The organism is Selenomonas sp. AE3005, assembly GCF_000686945.1.
GTDB lineage: Bacteria > Bacillota > Negativicutes > Selenomonadales > Selenomonadaceae > Selenomonas_A.
Window position 1 is genome coordinate 131,441 of the sequence record NZ_JMME01000008.1, and the last position, 17,540, is coordinate 148,980.

The 17,540-nt window shown below is 53.5% G+C and carries 17 protein-coding genes; 14 read left to right on the top strand and 3 right to left on the bottom strand.

Translation table 11 applies throughout. The features are described from left to right. The first annotated feature begins 8 nt into the window (after positions 1-8). Together DL94_RS0107515 and DL94_RS14540 are read left to right on the top strand one after the other, a co-directional pair. On the top strand, positions 9-1,043 hold the full coding sequence (locus DL94_RS0107515) for a LacI family DNA-binding transcriptional regulator (protein WP_028129629.1): 1,035 nt from the start codon (positions 9-11) through the stop codon (positions 1,041-1,043). A gap of 122 nt (positions 1,044-1,165) precedes the next feature. Continuing rightward, a complete protein-coding gene (locus DL94_RS14540; RefSeq protein ID WP_072023106.1) occupies positions 1,166-2,452 on the top strand; it encodes a hypothetical protein in 1,287 nt (428 codons plus the stop codon). 137 nt (positions 2,453-2,589) lie between these two features. Here the strand turns inward: DL94_RS14540 and proC are convergent, their stop codons facing one another. Next, entirely contained in the window at positions 2,590-3,372 is a 783-nt protein-coding gene (gene proC / locus DL94_RS0107525) for a pyrroline-5-carboxylate reductase (RefSeq protein ID WP_028129630.1), read from the bottom strand. Positions 3,373-3,557: 185 nt separating this feature from the next. Here proC and DL94_RS0107530 point away from each other — a divergent pair, with 185 nt between their 5' ends. The 7 genes from DL94_RS0107530 to DL94_RS0107560 all read left to right on the top strand — a co-directional run bounded on the left by DL94_RS0107530 (position 3,558) and on the right by DL94_RS0107560 (position 10,920). Beyond that, positions 3,558-4,904, top strand: a complete 1,347-nt coding sequence (locus DL94_RS0107530) for an MATE family efflux transporter (protein WP_028129631.1) — start codon at positions 3,558-3,560, stop codon at positions 4,902-4,904. Between the two features lie 86 nt (positions 4,905-4,990). Beyond that, a complete protein-coding gene (gene hydG / locus DL94_RS0107535) occupies positions 4,991-6,439 on the top strand; it encodes a [FeFe] hydrogenase H-cluster radical SAM maturase HydG (protein WP_028129632.1) in 1,449 nt (482 codons plus the stop codon). A 146-nt stretch (positions 6,440-6,585) separates the two neighbouring features. After that, positions 6,586-7,263: a hypothetical protein gene (locus tag DL94_RS0107540; protein WP_028129633.1), complete on the top strand. Its 678-nt coding sequence runs from the start codon at positions 6,586-6,588 to the stop codon at positions 7,261-7,263. A gap of 163 nt (positions 7,264-7,426) precedes the next feature. Beyond that, positions 7,427-8,683, top strand: coding sequence for a [FeFe] hydrogenase, group A (locus tag DL94_RS0107545; protein WP_028129634.1), 1,257 nt, complete (start codon positions 7,427-7,429; stop codon positions 8,681-8,683). Between the two features lie 13 nt (positions 8,684-8,696). Continuing rightward, positions 8,697-9,002, top strand: a complete 306-nt coding sequence (locus DL94_RS0107550) for an iron hydrogenase small subunit (RefSeq protein WP_028129635.1) — start codon at positions 8,697-8,699, stop codon at positions 9,000-9,002. Between the two features lie 12 nt (positions 9,003-9,014). Then, positions 9,015-9,683, top strand: coding sequence for a cytochrome b/b6 domain-containing protein (locus DL94_RS0107555; RefSeq protein WP_231464607.1), 669 nt, complete (start codon positions 9,015-9,017; stop codon positions 9,681-9,683). Positions 9,684-10,041: 358 nt separating this feature from the next. Then, the gene (locus DL94_RS0107560; protein ID WP_028129637.1) at positions 10,042-10,920 is read left to right on the top strand and encodes a ribonuclease H family protein; all 879 of its coding nucleotides are present in this window, start codon (positions 10,042-10,044) and stop codon (positions 10,918-10,920) included. A gap of 17 nt (positions 10,921-10,937) precedes the next feature. Here the strand turns inward: DL94_RS0107560 and DL94_RS0107565 are convergent, their stop codons facing one another. Both DL94_RS0107565 and DL94_RS0107570 read right to left on the bottom strand, forming a co-directional pair. After that, on the bottom strand, positions 10,938-11,327 hold the full coding sequence (locus tag DL94_RS0107565) for a P-II family nitrogen regulator (protein ID WP_028129638.1): 390 nt from the start codon (positions 11,325-11,327) through the stop codon (positions 10,938-10,940). After that, positions 11,324-12,637: an ammonium transporter gene (locus DL94_RS0107570; protein ID WP_028129639.1), complete on the bottom strand. Its 1,314-nt coding sequence runs from the start codon at positions 12,635-12,637 to the stop codon at positions 11,324-11,326. Before DL94_RS0107570 ends, DL94_RS0107565 begins: the two co-directional genes overlap by 4 nt. 361 nt (positions 12,638-12,998) lie before the next feature. Between DL94_RS0107570 and DL94_RS0107575 the strand changes: the two genes are divergently transcribed. The 5 genes from DL94_RS0107575 to DL94_RS0107595 form a co-directional block, all read left to right on the top strand. Next, positions 12,999-14,030: a molybdopterin-binding protein gene (locus DL94_RS0107575; RefSeq protein ID WP_028129640.1), complete on the top strand. Its 1,032-nt coding sequence runs from the start codon at positions 12,999-13,001 to the stop codon at positions 14,028-14,030. Between the two features lie 12 nt (positions 14,031-14,042). Continuing rightward, positions 14,043-15,254 carry a molybdopterin molybdotransferase MoeA gene (glp, locus tag DL94_RS0107580; protein ID WP_028129641.1) on the top strand — a complete coding sequence of 404 codons (1,212 nt, stop codon included), beginning with the start codon at positions 14,043-14,045 and terminating at the stop codon, positions 15,252-15,254. A 3-nt stretch (positions 15,255-15,257) separates the two neighbouring features. Further along, the gene (gene moaA, locus DL94_RS0107585; RefSeq protein ID WP_028129642.1) at positions 15,258-16,241 is read left to right on the top strand and encodes a GTP 3',8-cyclase MoaA; all 984 of its coding nucleotides are present in this window, start codon (positions 15,258-15,260) and stop codon (positions 16,239-16,241) included. A 3-nt stretch (positions 16,242-16,244) separates the two neighbouring features. Further along, positions 16,245-17,174, top strand: a complete 930-nt coding sequence (locus DL94_RS0107590) for an MOSC domain-containing protein (RefSeq protein WP_028129643.1) — start codon at positions 16,245-16,247, stop codon at positions 17,172-17,174. 98 nt (positions 17,175-17,272) lie between these two features. Then, positions 17,273-17,540: helix-turn-helix domain-containing protein (locus DL94_RS0107595; RefSeq protein ID WP_028129644.1), on the top strand; the 268-nt coding region annotated here is incomplete at its 3' end.

The following is a 17,540-nucleotide window of genomic DNA, read 5'->3' on the forward strand; positions in this document are numbered from 1 at the left end:
AGGTTTTTATGGAAGAAAAGAAACAGGCCACCATTGTGGACGTAGCCCGGGCCGCTGGTGTTTCTGTCGCCACGGTATCACGGGTGGTCAATGGCAATTACCCGGTAAAACAGGAAACCAAGGAAAAGGTCAAACAGGCCATCAACAGCCTGAATTATGTGCCGAATGTTCAGGCCAGGGAATTAAATACCCGTAAATCATCGACCATTGGCGTAGTGGTGCCGGGCCTGCACAATATGTTCTTTGCGGAAGTCATTGATGGTATTGAAGAGGCTGTACGGCAGGAAGGTTTTTCCTTCCTGCTGAGCTGCGCGAAGAATGACCCCGAACAGGAAATGCAGGCTATCAATACGCTGGTGGCCCGTAATGTATCGGGCATTATCGTCATCAGCCCCAATACGAAAAACATCAGTGAAAGTTTTTACCAGGAACTGGTGCAGCGTGTGCCGCTGGTATTTATAAATGGTTATCATCGTATCCCGGGTGTATCTTACGTGGGTAATGACGAGCAGCTGGGCTGTCAGAATGCACTGGAATATCTTAAGGAACTGGGACACACCGACATCATGTTTGTGCGCGGCGCTAATTCTGATTCCTATGATATAAAGGAAGAAACTTACCGTAAGTTCATGGCGAAGAGCCGGGCTTTACGCGAGGATTATATCCTGAATATCGGCGAAGGCAATGGTGTGGAAACAGTTGATTCTGCCATGACGGCGTTGCTGGCCAAGCTGCCTGAGCTGAAACCTTCAGCGGTTTTTTGCTGCAATGATTTGATGGCTGTCGGCGCTCTTAACGCCTGCAAACGGCTGGGACTGTCCGTACCGCGGGATATTTCCGTCATGGGTTATGACAATATAGCCCTGTCCCGGCTGGTGGAGCCCAAAATCACCACGATGGACCAGAATATGTTCCAATTGGGAGAAAATGCGTCCCGGCTGCTGCTGGAAAATATTCGCGGCGGTCAGAGCAAACGCATTTTACTTGATAATACGCTGATAGTCCGGGAAACAACCGACAAATTCAGCCATAACGACAAATGAAACAACCCCTGCAGGATTTTTCCGGCAGGGGTTGCTTTATTTATGTCGAAGAAATAATATGTATATGGTATAATAAATTTATTAAATGTAATAATAATCCCAGATTAGAAAGGATAATGGATATGAACAGTGAGAAACTACTGGCAAAGCTGAAAGCCTTCGACCCGGAACTGTGCGGCGAACTGCAGGGGATTTTGTCCCATCAGCGCAAGACGCTGTCTTTGATTCCTACCACAAATGCGGCCTCGCCGTTTGCGGCTTATCTCAAGGGCAGTACCCTGGGGGACGAAATCATTGACCATCATGACGCCGAGGAATATTCGAGCCTGGAACGCATTGCGGCCGGCCGGGCAGCCAAACTCTTTGGGGCTGACCACGCCATTGTCCGCACGGGCAGTCTGGCCATTGCCTCCCGTGTGGTCATGCTGGGCCTGCTGGAAAAGGGGGATACGGTTTTGTCCTTCAACCTGCGCAAGTCCGAGCATTGCACCGGTGAGCTGCAGTATAACTTCGTAAAGTTCAGTCTGGAACCGGATACCATGGCCCTTGATTTTGCCAAAGTCAGGGCATTGGCAGAGCAGCATAAGCCCCGGGTGATTATTTATTCACCGGTCAACTATCCGAAAAATATAGATTACAGTAAGCTGCGCCAGATTGCTGATGCGGTGGGGGCTTATCTGTGGATTGACTTAGGCCAGAATTCCGGTCTTATCGCCACGGGAAAAATCCCGTCACCGGTGCCTTATGCAGATGTGGCTACCTTTGCCGGCAGCGACGCCCTGCACGGGCCGCAGAACGGGATTATCCTCTGTAAGGAAAAACTGGCGGAACGTCTGGACAGCACCGTAGTGGAAACCGGCCACAGCTCTTTGAAAAAGAACGTTCTGGCCTCGTTGGGTATTATTTTCAAAGAGGCTGAATGCGATGAGTATCAGGCTTATGCCCAGCAGGTGCTGGATAATGCCCGGGCCTTGGAAGAAGGGCTGCTCGAGGCCGGCTGCAAGCTGCTGTGCAGTCCCACGCAGAACCATTTGGTGCTGGTGGAACTGAGCAGCGGCATGGACGGTGCCGAGGCTGCCGCCAAACTGGACGATGCGGGCCTGCTGGTAAAGGCTGAGCGCCTGCTGACCGCTGACGATAGCATCAGCTATCCTATTTTGCGTTTGTCCAGCCTGGACAGTGCTACCCGGTATGTAAGTGCCGAGGAAATGAAGGAAGTCGGCCGCGTTCTCGGCCAGTTCCTCAAATCACCGCAGGACGAAGTGGCCGTCAAGACCGTCAGCAAGTTCATCAAAAAGCTGGTCGAGGACCTGCCGCTCTTTGCTGAGGACTGGCTGCCGGAACTGGAGGCCATGGACGAAGGTGACGCAGAGATTGCCATGCGTGCCATGATTCACTGGAATATCTGAGTTTATAACGCCGTTGTTCCAGTTTTGCCATAGGCAAAACTTCCTCTTGGCGTTTCAACGAGGCGGGAGATATGCTCGCCGCCTGTTTTGGTATTCGTGCCCCCACCTGCTGAGGTGGGGGACATTTTCTTGCCTCGTTATTTTTCCATAATCGCCGTGACAGATTTTATGCAGGCATTGCGGAATCCCTGTTCTTCCAGGGCGGTTACGCCGCGTATGGTCGTGCCGGCAGGACTGCATACATTGTCCTTTAAGACGCCGGGATGGGTGCCGGTGGCCAGCTGCAGTTTGGCCGAACCGAGAACCATTTGGGAAATCAGACGGTAGGCGTCCTCGCGTTTCAGGCCGTATTTAACAGCCGCGTCCCCGTAGGCCTCGATAAAGAGGTCCACAAAGGCCGGGCCGCAGCCGGTCACCGTGCCGCCAATGCCCATAAGGGAACTGGGCAGTTCCTGTACGAGTCCGACGGAGGCAAAGAGTTTCATGATGTCCTGACGTTCCTGGGGTTCCAGGCTGTTCGTTTCTTCAAACAATAAAACGCCTTCCCCGACCATGGCCGGGGTATTGGGCATGATAAACTGCACTCTGGTATTAGTCTGGAGTGCAGTTTTATATTTGGCAAAATCCCAGCCGGCGGCTATGGAAATCAAAGCCTTGCCTTCCAGGGCGGAGTAAAGTTCTTTGAGCACGCCTTCTATTTGATAGGGCTTGCACGCCATGATGATGGTGTCGCAGATTTGGGGCAGGGCCAGCAGGCTGCGCACCGGCGTGAAACCGATTTTTTCGGCATTTTTCTGCAGCTTGTCCTGATGGGGCGCAAAGGCGTAGACATTCTTTTTGTCAATGGCGCCGGCATTGATAAAACCAGCGGCCAGAGCCTGAGCCATGTTGCCCATACCGATAAAGCCAATTTTTTCCATAGTGTAACCCTCCTGTTAAATAGCAGCTGTATTTCCTGAAGTATGTATTTATTGTAGCATGTATCGGGACAGGTGTAGAGATTTTTTTACCCTGCCAGAAAAAATTTCGGCAGGTGTTGTTTATTTTTAGTGAAGGGGTATAATAGTGTATCAGACTCTGTTGGACGTGGTTTTTGAGGTGAATTATGTTAAATACACGGAATATGGATATGCTGCAGGGCTCCTTTTGGGACAAGCTGATTATCTTTGCCCTGCCCCTGGCGCTGACAGGTGTGTTTCAGCAGCTCTTCAATGCTGCTGACGTGGCGGTGCTGGGGCAGTTCGTGGGAAAAAATGCCATGGCGGCGGTGGGCAATAACATTTCTGTCATCGGTATTCTGGTCAATTTGTTTATGGGGCTGTCCCTGGGCTCTAATGTGGTGATTGCCCGGTTCATCGGGGCGAAAAAGCCGGAGAAGGTGGGTACGGCGGTGCAGACTTCCTTTGCGCTGGCCTTAATCACCGGCGTGCTGCTGCTGTCTTTTGGTGAGGCCATGGCCGGGCCGATTATCAAATGGCTGGCTGTGCCGGCCGAAGTGGAGAGCATGGCGGAAACCTACTTGCGTGTGTACCTGCTCGGGCTGCCGTTTATCGGTGTCTATAACTTCGAGGCGGCTATCCTGCGCGCCCGTGGCGATACGAAAACACCGCTTATGGCCCTGATTGTGGCCAGTGTGGTGAATATCACGCTAGACCTTGCCTTTGTCATGCTGGGTTGGAGCATTATGGGCGTGGCTTTGGCCACGGTACTGGCTACGGGTGTCAGTGCGTTTATCCTGTTCTGGGCGCTGACACATTCGCAGGATATTTTACGGCTGCAGTTTCAAGGTTTTACCTTTAATAAGAGACTTCTGCGTGATATTGTGGCTATCGGCCTGCCGGCCGGCGTGCAGGGTATGGTCTTTTCCTTTTCCAATATTCTCATTCAGGCGGCGGTGAACAGTCTGGGGCCGGACGCCATGGCGGCGTCAGCGGCGGCCTTTGCGGTGGAAGTCAATGTCTACTGTGTGCTCAATGCCTTTGCGCAGGCGACAACCACCTTTGTGAGCCAGAATTACGGTGCCGGCAACCTAGCCCGCTGCTTTCAGATTACCAGGGTGGGCATGGCGCTGGACATTGCCTTTACCGTGGCGATGGGCACGCTCGTTATCGTTTTTGCCCGGCCGCTGCTGGGGCTGTTTAACGCCGATGAAACAGTGGTGGAGCTGGGGATTATTCGCTTTTGGTTCATTGTGGCACCGGCGTTCCTGCAGGTGTTCATCGATGTGTTGTCCGGCGCACTCCGCGGCTATGGCTTTTCCCTGCCGCCGGCATTGCTGGCACTGGTCGGAATTTGCGGCGTGCGTATCGCCTGGCTCTACACCCTGTTTCCGGCCAGCCCGACCTACGGCACCCTGATGGCCTGCTATCCCGTAAGCTGGCTGCTTACCGGCATATTTATCGGCATACTCTACCGCTACTGCCGTGGTCATATCAAGCTGATTCGCGTGTAAATAAGCGCAAATTTAACATCTTTTATGGGGATTGTGCTATACTAATAGTTGGAGAGCTTTTCGAAGGAGAAAGGATGATGACTATTATGATAGAGTACAATCCCCGTTCTTTACGGGCAGAGGAATTTATAAATGATGCAGAAATCCGTGAGACGCTGGCTTATGCGGAGGCTAATAAGGATAATTTTGCCCTGATTGATGAGATTCTGGAAAAGGCGCGGCCGGTGAAAACCGGTACCGGCTATACCTGTAAGGGGCTGAGTCATCGGGAGGCGTCGGTGCTGCTGGCGTGTGAGGACCCCGGCAAAATCGCCCGCATGTATGAGATTGCCGAGGAAATCAAGCAGGCATTTTACGGCAACCGCATTGTGCTGTTTGCGCCGCTCTATCTTTCCAATTACTGTGTAAATGGCTGTGTCTACTGTCCTTACCACGGCCAGAACAAGCATATTCCGCGCAAAAAACTCACGCAGGAAGAAGTCCGCGCTGAGGTCATTGCTTTGCAGGATATGGGACATAAGCGCCTGGCGATTGAGGCCGGGGAGGACCCCTTCAACAATCCGCTGGAATACATTTTGGAATGTATCAATACTATCTACAGTATTAAGCATAAAAACGGCGCTATCCGCCGCGTGAATGTGAATATTGCCGCCACTACGGTGGAAAACTACCGCAAACTCAAAGAGGCCGGCATTGGCACGTACATTCTTTTCCAGGAAACATATCATAAGGAAAGTTATGAACGGCTGCACCCCACGGGGCCGAAACATGATTATGCTTATCATACCGAGGCTATGGACAGGGCTATGGAAGGCGGTATTGACGATGTGGGACTTGGCGTACTCTTTGGGCTGGAAGGCTACAAGTACGAGTTTGCCGGCCTGTTAATGCACGCCGAACATTTGGAGGCGGTGCATGGCGTCGGCCCGCATACGATTTCCGTGCCGCGCGTGAAAAAGGCCGATGATATCGACCCGGAGGCGTTTGACAACTCCATAAGCGATGAAGTTTTCACCAAGATTGCGGCCTGCATACGTCTGGCGGTGCCGTATACGGGCATGATTATTTCCACCCGGGAATCGGAAGAAGTCCGGGCGAAGATGCTGCAGGTGGGGATTTCCCAGGTCAGCGGTGCCAGCCGTACCAGTGTCGGCGGTTATACGGAAAAAGAGCGGCCGACGGATACGGAGCAGTTCAACGTGTCCGACCAACGCACCCTTGATGAAGTGATTAAATGGCTGATGGAAACGGGGCATATTCCCTCCTTCTGCACGGCCTGCTATCGGGAAGGGCGCACCGGGGACAGATTTATGAGCCTGTGCAAGAGCGGCCAGATTGTCAACTGCTGCCACCCCAACGCTTTGATGACCTTGGCAGAATACCTCACGGATTACGCCAGCGAGGCTACACGGGAACTGGGCTACAAGCTCATTGCGGAAGAATTAAAGAAAATCCCCAAGGACAAGGTACGCGAGATTGCCGCCGAGCATATCGAGGCCATCAAGCATTCTGACAAACGGGATTTCCACTTCTAAAGTGAACGTGTGCACGTTTTTCTAATAAACATTTAAGGCAAATTTCAGATAGTTTTCATTGTCAATCATCATCTTTTCATAATGCTTTGTTATACTTTGTCTTGTTCGAGGGCTTGAGTTCTATCAAGACTGGAGGAAACAAGAAAATGAATCAGATGAAAAAGATTAGTAAGAATATCAGCAGCAATATCACCAAGAAAATTCAATTACAGTATATGCGCGCCTCACTGGCGAAAATTACGGCAGTGATGGTGGTCACGATGACGGTGCTGGCCCAGAGCCTTATCGCGGAGGCACAGGCGGCAGAGCCGGAAGTTACCCGTGATATGCGGGCTCTGGAGCAGCGCGGCGCATATCTGACCGGCCTCACCCATCGCATTAAGGCTGAGGATAGCCTGATGCATAAGATTTTAAATGATGCGGTGACGGATAATGTCAATCTGGGGCAGGCTGCTGATGGTATTGGCGATGTTCTGCGCTATACGCTGGTTATAAAGGACGAGGATTACTGCCGCCGGGTGCCGGAGGCCATGCAAAAACTGACGGCGGGCGGCTATCAGGTAGTGAAGTTCAATAATGCCTGGGGCGGCCGCTTCTATCAGGGGATAAACGTGCAGCTGTTAAGCCCGGCCGGCGTCAAGACGGAACTGCAGTTTCATACGCCTGGTTCTTATGAGATAAAGCAGGCCTCGCATGCTGTTTACGAAATCCGCAGAAACCCTGACTCAACCCCGGAAGAAACGGCTGCGGCCACGGCGCAGAGTCTTGCCTACAATGCGCTGGTAAAGATGCCGCCGGGGGCGAAGAATATAAAATGGTCATAACGTAACGAAACGTAATAAAAAACTGTCCTGTGACAAGGACAGTTTTTTTTTATTATCCCCTAGGGGTGCTTGTGCTTTACAGCATAACCATATATAATTACTATAGGAAGAATAGACAATGATAATAAATGAGAATTGTTTGCAGGATAGGGAGGAAAAAACTATGGCAAAATCTTATCAGGCGAATGAACTCAGTGGTATCATCAAAATCAACGAGGGAAAATGTAAGGGATGCGATACCTGCAAATCATTTTGCCCGGCTGATGCCATTGATGGAGCCTACGGTGCAAACCACCGTGTGAACAACGAACGCTGTCTGCAGTGCGGCCAGTGTCTGGTGAACTGCCCGTTCGGAGCAATTGAGGACACCGTCGACGTGGTCGACCAGGTTATCGAAAAACTGCGTGACAAAGACACGACCGTGGTAGCGACAGTCGCACCGGCTGTGCGCGTGGCGCTGGGTGAGGAATTTGGCATGGAGCCGGGTAAACTCATCACGGAACAGATGTATGGTGCACTCAAAGCGGCTGGCTTTAAAATCATGGATGTCAACTTCGCCGCTGACAACACGATACTTGAAGAAGGTACAGAACTTATCCATAAGATTCAGAAATTCGTATTGCACCAGCCGGCCGAAGGCGAGCTGGGCCCCTTGCCGCAGTTTACTTCCTGCTGTCCGGCCTGGGTACGTTATATGGAATTATATCATCCGAATTTAAGACAGCATTTGTCCTCGGCTAAATCCCCGATGGGCATGGCTGGCCCGGTTGCCAAGATTTACGGCGCCGAAGAAATTTGGAAGGTACAGCCGGAACAGATTTTCTGTGTGGGTGTATATCCCTGCACGGCGAAAAAACTGGAGGCGTCCCGTCCGGAATTCACGGCGGCTGCTGATTACTGGAAGAAAAAGGGGCATACGGCTACGTATCAGGATACGGACGTCGTACTTACGACGCGTGACCTGGCACGCCTGCTTAAGAAACTGGGCATTGATATCCGCAATGTCACGCCGGCAGAAGAAAAAGACAACCCACTGGCTGAGTACACCGGCGCCGGCACCATTTTTGGGGCAACGGGCGGTGTTATGGAGGCTGCGCTGCGTACGGCATATTATGTACTGTCGGGCGAGGAACTTGGGGAACTGCGCTATGAACCGGTGCGCGGACTCAAAGAAGTCAAGACGGCTGATGTGCCTATCAAACTGAAGGATAACGGTCAGGAAATCACCTTGAAAGTGGCCGTTGTACACGGTACGAAGAATGTCGAGCCGCTGCTGAAAGAAATCGAGGCCGGGAACAGCCCGTATCATTTCATTGAAGTTATGAACTGTCCGGGCGGCTGCGTAAATGGCGGCGGACAGCCGATTAACCCGATGGGAACGTCCTGGACGGGTAAATTCAAGGCAATCTTGCCGTGGTAATAGGAGGTGCGTCATGAATTATTCCTATAAAGAAAAAGAAGTAAAAATCAGCCGCCGGGAATTCCTCGGTTTTGCTGGTGTGATTGCGACTGTCCTGTGGACTGGCGCTTATGCGGTGACGGACCTGATTGTCGACCGCACGAAATATATCAAGATGCGTACAGCCGGCCTGTATCAGGACGATGAAAAGCAGGCCAAACGGCAGAGCCATCATAATCAGAGCCTGCTCAACATGTATAAGAAGATGGACTTCCAGCCGCTCAGCCATAAGGCCGAAGAACTGTTCCATACGCATTACGTTGACCGTAGTGTCCTATAAGAAGGGGTGATTATGATGGATAATAACTTCAAGGGTAATGAACGGATTCTTCATCACAGCCTGCCAGTCCGCCTGTTCCACTGGTGTTTGGTATTAGGCTTTTTGCCGGCTGGTTTTACAGGTGTCATTCTCTTCTTCCGGCCGTTTGGTGAGGCCGGCATGCACCTGGCTATGCAGGTGCATATCGTCGGCGCCTGGATTCTCATGATAGCCTGCACCCTGTTTTTCCTGCTGTGCCCGGGCCGTGTCGTGGCCTTCTGGCGCGAGGTGTTCCACTGGTCGAAACAGGATATTGACTGGATGAAGGTCGGCGGCGGCTATCCGCAGAAAATGATTTTCCTGCAGGAAATTGAAGTACCGCCCATGGGCAAAATCAATTCCGGGCAGAAAATGATGGGTATTATGGTATTCTTCGGCACCCTGCTGATTATTCTGACCGGTGCTGTGCTGTATTTTGCCCTGCCGCTCGTGCCCAAAGCGATTGCTTATTATGCAGACCTCATTCATCTGGTAGTGGGGCTGGGCCTGTTCCTGTGTGTATGCTGTGGTCATATTCCCCTGGGGATTTACAACTGGCCGGAATTCCGCAGCATGTTCGGTGATGGTACGCTCAATGCCAAGCATGCAGCCCATCATCATCCGTTGTGGACCAAACATGATATAGAAAAAGTTCAGGACTGATTCTGAAAAAAGCATAAAAACGCCGTGCATGGTATGTTTATCATACGCATGCACGGCGTTTTATATTGCAGTAGACAAACGGGATGTTATTAACTGCAAACATACAGTTCAAATTAAATAATTTCGAGCCTTTAAAATGAACTGCATTGTTTTATGTGTTTATTATAAGAGATATAAAGGAACGTGCACAAGCTCCCTAGGGGGATATTCCTTGAAAAAAGAGATTTTTTCCCGCCTTGGCCGGGCGGCAGATTTTAATTTATTAGAAGAATCTTAATAAAGTCTGAATCTTTAGAGGAATACGACCATTACTTGTAGAAATATATATCATAGAGATAAAGTATTGGGGGGATGCTTTATGGCGTACACGGAAAAAGATGCACGTCTCATTGCTCAGGCGCATGGCGGCCGCGTAGAAAAGTACCGTAAAGCCGGGCAGAAGATAGATTTTCGCTGTCATGTAGGGCACCGCTTTGCCCTGACCTTCAACCAGATTTTAAATCACGACCGCTGGTGCCCCTATTGTCATGCCATGCCGAATAATGCGCTGGCGGCCGAATTGCCGTCTGAGCCCACGGAGGAGCCGCTGCTTATCTATACGGACGGCAGTGTGCGTGATGGTATCGGCAGCACCTGGGCTTTTGCCGTATTCGCCGGGCGGCAGGAAATACACCATGCTTATGGTACCTGCGGCGTAGTGCATGTGGGTAATGTGCTCGTGGCGGAAATTCATGCCGTACTGATGGCTGTGCGCTGGCTGGCGAAAAGTCCTTATAAAAAAGCTGTTATCTGCCATGACGCCGAGGCGGTAGGCACGCGTCCGCGGATTCCGCCGCCGCTGCCCAAGGACAAGAAGGGCAGTCAGGCCACGGTGGCAGAGCCGCCTAAGGCTACGGAAAATCAACGCGTCTGGCGCAATTATTGGAAAATCATCGCCCCCTTCCTGCGTGGGCAGAGGATTACCTTCCGGAAGGTAAAGGGCCATGGCAATGACTGGCGCAATGCGCTCGTGGACGGTTATTGCAATCTGGCCTATGACGGGCTTTATAAACTCGGCCGGGTGGAACGGCAGCGCCGTATCGAAAGCGCGGCGGCCAAACGGCACCGCACCTGGTGGAAACGCCGTCATGCCAGCCTGAAACTGCGGGTAAAACGCTATCGTCATCATTATGTTCGGCGCATAAAAACAGCAGCCCGCCACTTGGGCAGCCTGCTGTTGCAATATGGTAATTCTTAAGAAGGTGTCAGCGTCACTCAGGCGCTGGCACTTTCTTTGTGCTCGCCGGGAATATCGCGGATAGCGTCGTCGCCGTGCTGGCCGGTGCGGATACGGACGGCGTCTTTTAGTTCCGTGACGAAAATTTTGCCGTCACCAAACCTGCCGGTACGCAGGACGCGCTCGCAGGTATCGAGCACCGTGTCCACGGGAATTTCGGAAACAACGGTTTCGACTTTTATTTTCGGCACGAGCTTTACGTCGTATTTTTTGCCGCGGTAGATTTCCTGATGGCCTTTGGAGAGGCCGCAGCCGAACACCTGACTGACGGTAATGCCCATGACGCCGATACGGTTCAGCGCACGGAGCAGGTCGTCAAGTTTCGTGGAACGGGTGATGATTTCAATTTTTGTCAGCATAGCACTCATCCTTTCTCGGCCATGTTCATCTGCATGACGGTGTTGGCCAGCATTTCACTGGAGGTTTCAAACGAGCCGAGCAAGGGGCTCGACGTCAGCACGCCCCGGGTATAGCCGCGTTCGCCGTGCTCGACAATATCAAGGCCGGTAAGTTCTTCCGCCTCATCAGCCCTGGTTTCCATAAAGGCATGGACCAGCTGGTAGAGGACAAAGGAGCCGGTAATGGCGAGGGCATAAGCCACAACGATGGAAATGAGCTGCGCGGTAAAGAGGTGCGTGTCACCGTAGAACAGGCCGTTGGCACCGGCCGGATTAACTTCGGTGGTGGCCCAGAGCCCCGTGGCAATTGCGCCCCAGGTGCCGCCGATACCATGTACGCCGAATGCGTCAAGGGAATCATCGTAACCAAGTTTTTCTTTAAGAACAGCTACGGCAAAGTAGCAGATGACGCCGCCGAGCAGGCCGATGAGCACGGCCGGCAGGGGCGTGACGAATCCGGCAGCCGGAGTGATGGCGACGAGGCCGGCCACACAGCCGGATACAGCACCTAGAATGGTGGGCTTGCCATTGTGTTTCCATTCCACGAGTACCCAGGACACAGCAGCGGCAGCAGCGGCGGCCTGACTGGTGATAAAGGCGTTGGCGGCCAGGGCGTTGGCGCCTAAGGCACTGCCGGCGTTAAAACCAAACCAGCCGAACCACAGGAGGGTAGCGCCTAAGACCGTCATGGGCAGGTTGTGGGGCAGCATGGCGGTATGCTGATAGCCGTGACGTTTGCCGAGCAGCAGGCAGATAGTCAGGCCGGACACGCCGGAGAGAATATGGATTACCAGACCACCGGCAAAATCGAGGGCGCCGAGTTCAGCGAGAAAACCGCCGCCCCATACCCAGTGAGCCATGGGATTGTAGATAAAGACGGCCCATAAGAGAATAAAGACCGTGAAGGCGGCAAATTTCATGCGTTCCGCAAAAGCACCGGTGATAAGGGCCGGCGTCAGTGCGGCAAACATGCACTGGAAGGCCACAAAAGCCAGTTCCGGTATAGTGCTGCCTTCGAGCACCTGCAGGCCGACGCCTGCCAGACCAATTTTATCCAGGCTGCCGATAAAGCCGTTCACATCGGGGCCAAAGGCCATGGTGTAACCGATGAGGATAAATTCGACAGATATAAGAGCCAGTACAAAGAAACTCTGCATAATGGTGGTGAGGACGTTTTTGCTCCGCACCATGCCACCGTAGAAAAAAGCCAGGCCGGGAGTCATTATAAAGACCAAAGCGGCACTAATGAGTACCCATGCGGTATCGCCCGTGTCAATCATAAAAATCATTCCTTCCCCTTAATAGTCAGTAATTATACGAGCAAGAGGACGGCAAAAGGCGCCCACGGCGCAGAATACTTCTGCCCATGGACGCCTTTGTCCGCTAACGCAAAATCCCCCCACACTGGTACCAAGTGTGGGGGGACGACGTTGTCCTGTTTGCTTATGAGGTCATTATAGGAGCAAAAACTTTATATGTCAAGCAGGTAAAATCATGTATACAATATAACTTGGTGTAATATGAACAGTGATGTTATAAAAACACAAGCGTAAAATATTAAAATGGTGTATTATACATAGTAAGAGACAGAGAACGTGAGTGCTTTCAGATAAAGTCTTAGTGACACCAGGGGGTTGGTTTATGAAGGAAATACGCACGCAGGACGCGGTGGGACAGGTGCTGTGCCATGACGTAACCCAGATAATAAGGGGCGCCGTTAAGGGGCCGCGGTTTCGGAAGGGGCATATCATCAGGGAAGAAGATGTGCCGGTGCTGCTGTCCCTCGGCAAGGACCATGTCTTTGTCTGGGAAAATGATGATACGGTTCTCCACGAGGACGAGGCGGCTGAGATTCTGCGTCAGCTGTGCCAGAATGAGTACATGACAGCCTCAGCCCCCAAAGAGGGAAAGATAGAACTGACCGCTGCTGTAGACGGCGTTTTTCAGGTAGACGCGTCCCGTTTTGACGCGGTCAATGCCCTTGATGATATCACCATTGCCACCCTGCCGCAGAATATGCCGGTAAAGGCCGGGCAAAAGCTGGCCGGCATGCGCGTGATTCCTCTTGTTATCAAAAAAGATAAAATGGCGCAGGTAAGACAGGCTGCCGGGGCTGAGCCCTTGCTGCGCCTGCGTCCGTACCTGCGGAATATCAAGACCGGCGTGGTGACGACGGGGACGGAAGTTTTTCAGGGGCGCATTGCCGACACGTTTACGCCGGTACTGGCGGAGAAACTGCGCGCGTTTGGCCTGTCCATAACGGAGCACCGACTGTCTGATGACAACGTGGAGCACACGCGCCGGCAGATTGAGGAACTTTTGGCGCTGGGCATGGATATGGTGCTGTGCACGGGCGGTATGAGTGTTGACCCGGACGACAGGACGCCGGCCGCGATAAAGGCTGCCGGGGCGGATATCATCACCTACGGGGCACCGACACTGCCCGGGGCGATGTTTTTGCTGGGCTATGTGTCCAGAGGTGATAAGGAGATTCCGATAATGGGACTGCCGGGCTGTGTCATGTATGCCGGACGGACGATTTTTGACCTGATTTTGCCCCGGGTGCTTACGGGCGAAAAGCTGACACGGCAGGAAATCCGCCATTTCGGTATCGGGGGCTTGTGTATGAATTGTGAGGTTTGTCATTATCCGGTATGTGGTTTTCACCATTAAGGAGGGCTGACAATGCAGAATTTATCATTAGAAAAAGCCATTGACGTGTTAAAGCGTGCCAGCCAGCCGGTACGCGCGGTGGTGGAAGTGGAGCTGCTGCAGGCTCTGGGACTGGTGCTGGCTGAAGATTATGCAGCGGCCGCCGACAATCCGCCGTTTGACCGGTCATCTTTGGACGGCTATGCCTTTAGAGCGGAAAGCACGGCCGGGGCTGCGGCGGACAGGCCGGCAGTTTTTACCATTGTCGGCGAGGCCTGCGCCGGGACGTTTTACGCAGAGGCCGTGCCCAAGGGGGCGGCGATAAGAATTATGACCGGCAGTGCTATCCCTAAGGGCTGCAACTGCGTGGTGCGGCAGGAGGACGTCACGGTGCAGGGGAATACACTGCGCGTGCCTTACAACCTCGCACCTTACAGCAATTATTGCTTTGCCGGTGAGGACGTGCAGAAGGGTACGCTGCTGGCGAAGAAAGGCACGAAACTGACGGCGGCGCATATCGGTGTGCTGGCCAGTCAGGGTTATGACAGGGTGAAGGTCTGGCGGCCGGTGCGTGTGGCGCTGGCCAGTACCGGTGATGAGCTGACAGCTCCCGGACAGCCTTTGGCACCGGGGCAGATTTATGACAGCAACCTTTACCTGCTCGCTGCGCGGCTGCAGGAACTGGGATTTGTGCCGGAAATTCTGGGCAGCCTGCCGGACGATGTGACGGCTGCGGCCGAGGTTATCGCCGGCTGCCGGGATAAGGTGGATATCATTCTGACCACGGGCGGCGTGTCCGTGGGGAAAAGGGATATCATGCCGGCCGTGGCTGATAAGGTGGGCGAACGGCTCTTTTGGCGGCTGGCAATGAAACCGGGTTCACCGGCCTTAGGCTACAAAATGGGCAGCACACTGGGGCTGGCCCTGTCGGGCAACCCCTTTGCCGCTTATGCGACCTTTGAATTGCTGGCGGTGCCGCTGCTCGCTTACCTGAGCGGCAATACGCAAATCCTGCCTCACCATACCACAGCGGTGCTGACGGACGCTTTTCCCAAGCAGAGCAAGGGGCGGCGCTTTATCCGGGCTTATCACGAACAGGGCAAGGTGCGGCTGCCGGAGCAGCATTCGTCGGGGAGCCTGTTTTCGGCAGTGGGCTGCAACGCCTTTGTCGAAATCCCCCCGGGAACGGGGCCCTTACAGCCGGAAACGGAAGTTGAAATTGTATGTTTGTACAGGAAAGTCTGAGCAATGTTTGACCAATACGGGCGAAAAATTGAATATCTGCGTCTGTCGCTGACTGACCGCTGCAACCTGCGCTGCCGTTACTGCATGCCGGCGGCGGGGGTGCTGAAAATGCGTCATGAGGATATTCTGACCTTTGACGAAATACTGACGGTATTGCGGCCGCTGGCCAGGCTGGGCATAAAAAAAGTGCGGCTGACGGGCGGCGAGCCGCTGGTGCGCAAAGGTCTGCCGGACCTCTTGGCCATGATTGCCCGGGTGCCGGGCATTGAGCAGACAGCCTTGACTACCAATGGCGTGCTGCTCGCGGAAATGGCCGGGGCCCTGCAAAGCGCCGGACTGACAGAACTTAACATCAGTCTGGATACCCTGCAGGCACCGGTTTTTACAGGCATTACCCGGCGCGCCCTGCTGGACAGGGTAAAGGCCGGATTGCAGACGGTACGGGAGCTGGGCCTGCGGCAGGTGAAAATAAACTGCGTGCCCCTGGCCGGCGTCAATGAGCAGGAACTGCCGGAACTGGCGGCCTTGGCTAAAGACTGGGCCGTAAAGGTGCGGTTTATCGAACTCATGCCTATCGGCTGCGGCTGGCAGGCCGGCTATCGCGGCGTGCCCCTGCAGGCGGTGCGCCGTCAGCTGGAGGCGGCCTATGGCCCGCTTATCCCGGTGACGCCGGTCGAACCGGGTGTTTGGGGCCCGGCCAGCTACTATAAAATCCCCGGCTGGGCGGGGGAAATCGGCTTTATTGACGCATTGGAACACAAGTTTTGCCATAACTGCAACCGCGTGCGGCTGACAGCTGACGGTTATTTAAAACTATGCCTTAATCAGCGCAGCGGTCTGGACGTAAAGGCACTGCTGCGCCGGGGAGTCAGTGAGGACGAACTGGGGCAGGCGTTGGCGCAGGCGGTTTACCGCAAGCCGGCAGAACATTTATTTGGAGAGCTGCATGGACATGACTGGCGGGCCATGTATCAGGTGGGAGGCTGACAGATGGGAAAAATATGCGCCTTATGTACGAGCGCGGCCAAAGGCACGGTGAAAACACCGCAGGAGCGCGTGACCTTTCAGACGGAGTGGGGCATTGCCGGTGACGCGCATGCCGGCCGCTGGCACCGGCAGGTAAGTTTCCTGGGACTGGCAGAAATTGAGGACTTCCGCCGGCAGGGCGTGCAGGTGGAGTTTGGCGCTTTTGGGGAAAACATCGTCGCGGCCGGGATTCGTTTTAAAGACCTGCCGGTGGGCACAAGACTGCAGGCCGGCGAAGTCTATTTTGAAATCACCCAGATTGGCAAGGAGTGCCATAAGGACTGTGCTATCAGGGCGCAGACAGGCGACTGTATCATGCCCCGTGAGGGCGTGTTTGGCCGGGTGCTGCATGGTGGTGAGGTCAGGACCGGTGATGAGCTGCGTATTCTGCAGCCCGGGGAACGGCTGCCGCTGGAGGCTGCCGTTATCACGGCCAGTGACAAGGGCAGCACGGGTGAGCGCGTGGACGAAAGCGGCGCTGCCGTGGCAGAAATCCTCACGGCAAACGGCTATAACGTGGTGGAAAAAGTAATCCTGCCTGATGAACAGGAGCAGCTGGCGGCCAAAATGACCGAACTGGCAGAACGCGGCGTGGCGCTGATAGCCACCACCGGCGGCACGGGCTTTTCCCCACGGGATATCACCCCCGAGGCGACGCTGGCTGTCTGTGAACGGCTGGCCCCCGGCATTCCCGAGGCTATGCGTGCACTGTCGCTGAAGATAACGGACCGGGCCATGCTCAGCCGTGCGCAGGCCGGAATCTGCCGCCGCAGCCTGATAGTGAACCTGCCCGGCAGTAAAAAAGCTGTGACAGAGTGTCTGGGCTTTATTCTGCCGCCGCTTAAGCATGGTATCGATATTCTGCGCGGCGAGGCCGGCGAATGCGGCCGGTAAAACAGAAAAACGACATAAAAAAACAACCGCAGGAGGCGCGTTCTGTACTGCCCCCCATAAGTTAGACCTAGAAAGGCTAACTTATGGGGGGCTTTCTCATGGCAAAATATAGTTTTGAATTTAAGATGAGGGTTGTCAATGAATACCTGCAGAAAAAATCAGGATATGGCTTATTAGCCCAAAAACATAACATTTCCAGTAAATCAATTATCGCGAAATGGGTTGCAGTGTATCGCAAGTATGGTTTACAAGGACTTAAACGGTCGCGACATAGGAAAACTTATTCTTTTCAATTCAAGCAACATGCAGTAGAGTTATATCTAAGTACAGAGATTTCCTACCAAGATTTGGCTTTACTGCTGGACA

What these genes read in the sequence shown, in the direction of transcription:
- DL94_RS0107515 (WP_028129629.1), top strand. Translation starts at nt 9, where the DNA reads ATGGAAGAAAAGAAACAGGCCACCATTGTGGACGTAGCCCGGGCCGCT.
- DL94_RS14540 (WP_072023106.1), top strand. Translation starts at nt 1,166, where the DNA reads ATGAACAGTGAGAAACTACTGGCAAAGCTGAAAGCCTTCGACCCGGAA.
- proC (WP_028129630.1), bottom strand. Translation starts at nt 3,372, where the DNA reads ATGGAAAAAATTGGCTTTATCGGTATGGGCAACATGGCTCAGGCTCTG.
- DL94_RS0107530 (WP_028129631.1), top strand. Translation starts at nt 3,558, where the DNA reads ATGTTAAATACACGGAATATGGATATGCTGCAGGGCTCCTTTTGGGAC.
- hydG (WP_028129632.1), top strand. Translation starts at nt 4,991, where the DNA reads ATGATAGAGTACAATCCCCGTTCTTTACGGGCAGAGGAATTTATAAAT.
- DL94_RS0107540 (WP_028129633.1), top strand. Translation starts at nt 6,586, where the DNA reads ATGAATCAGATGAAAAAGATTAGTAAGAATATCAGCAGCAATATCACC.
- DL94_RS0107545 (WP_028129634.1), top strand. Translation starts at nt 7,427, where the DNA reads ATGGCAAAATCTTATCAGGCGAATGAACTCAGTGGTATCATCAAAATC.
- DL94_RS0107550 (WP_028129635.1), top strand. Translation starts at nt 8,697, where the DNA reads ATGAATTATTCCTATAAAGAAAAAGAAGTAAAAATCAGCCGCCGGGAA.
- DL94_RS0107555 (WP_231464607.1), top strand. Translation starts at nt 9,015, where the DNA reads ATGATGGATAATAACTTCAAGGGTAATGAACGGATTCTTCATCACAGC.
- DL94_RS0107560 (WP_028129637.1), top strand. Translation starts at nt 10,042, where the DNA reads ATGGCGTACACGGAAAAAGATGCACGTCTCATTGCTCAGGCGCATGGC.
- DL94_RS0107565 (WP_028129638.1), bottom strand. Translation starts at nt 11,327, where the DNA reads ATGAGTGCTATGCTGACAAAAATTGAAATCATCACCCGTTCCACGAAA.
- DL94_RS0107570 (WP_028129639.1), bottom strand. Translation starts at nt 12,637, where the DNA reads ATGATTGACACGGGCGATACCGCATGGGTACTCATTAGTGCCGCTTTG.
- DL94_RS0107575 (WP_028129640.1), top strand. Translation starts at nt 12,999, where the DNA reads ATGAAGGAAATACGCACGCAGGACGCGGTGGGACAGGTGCTGTGCCAT.
- glp (WP_028129641.1), top strand. Translation starts at nt 14,043, where the DNA reads ATGCAGAATTTATCATTAGAAAAAGCCATTGACGTGTTAAAGCGTGCC.
- moaA (WP_028129642.1), top strand. Translation starts at nt 15,258, where the DNA reads ATGTTTGACCAATACGGGCGAAAAATTGAATATCTGCGTCTGTCGCTG.
- DL94_RS0107590 (WP_028129643.1), top strand. Translation starts at nt 16,245, where the DNA reads ATGGGAAAAATATGCGCCTTATGTACGAGCGCGGCCAAAGGCACGGTG.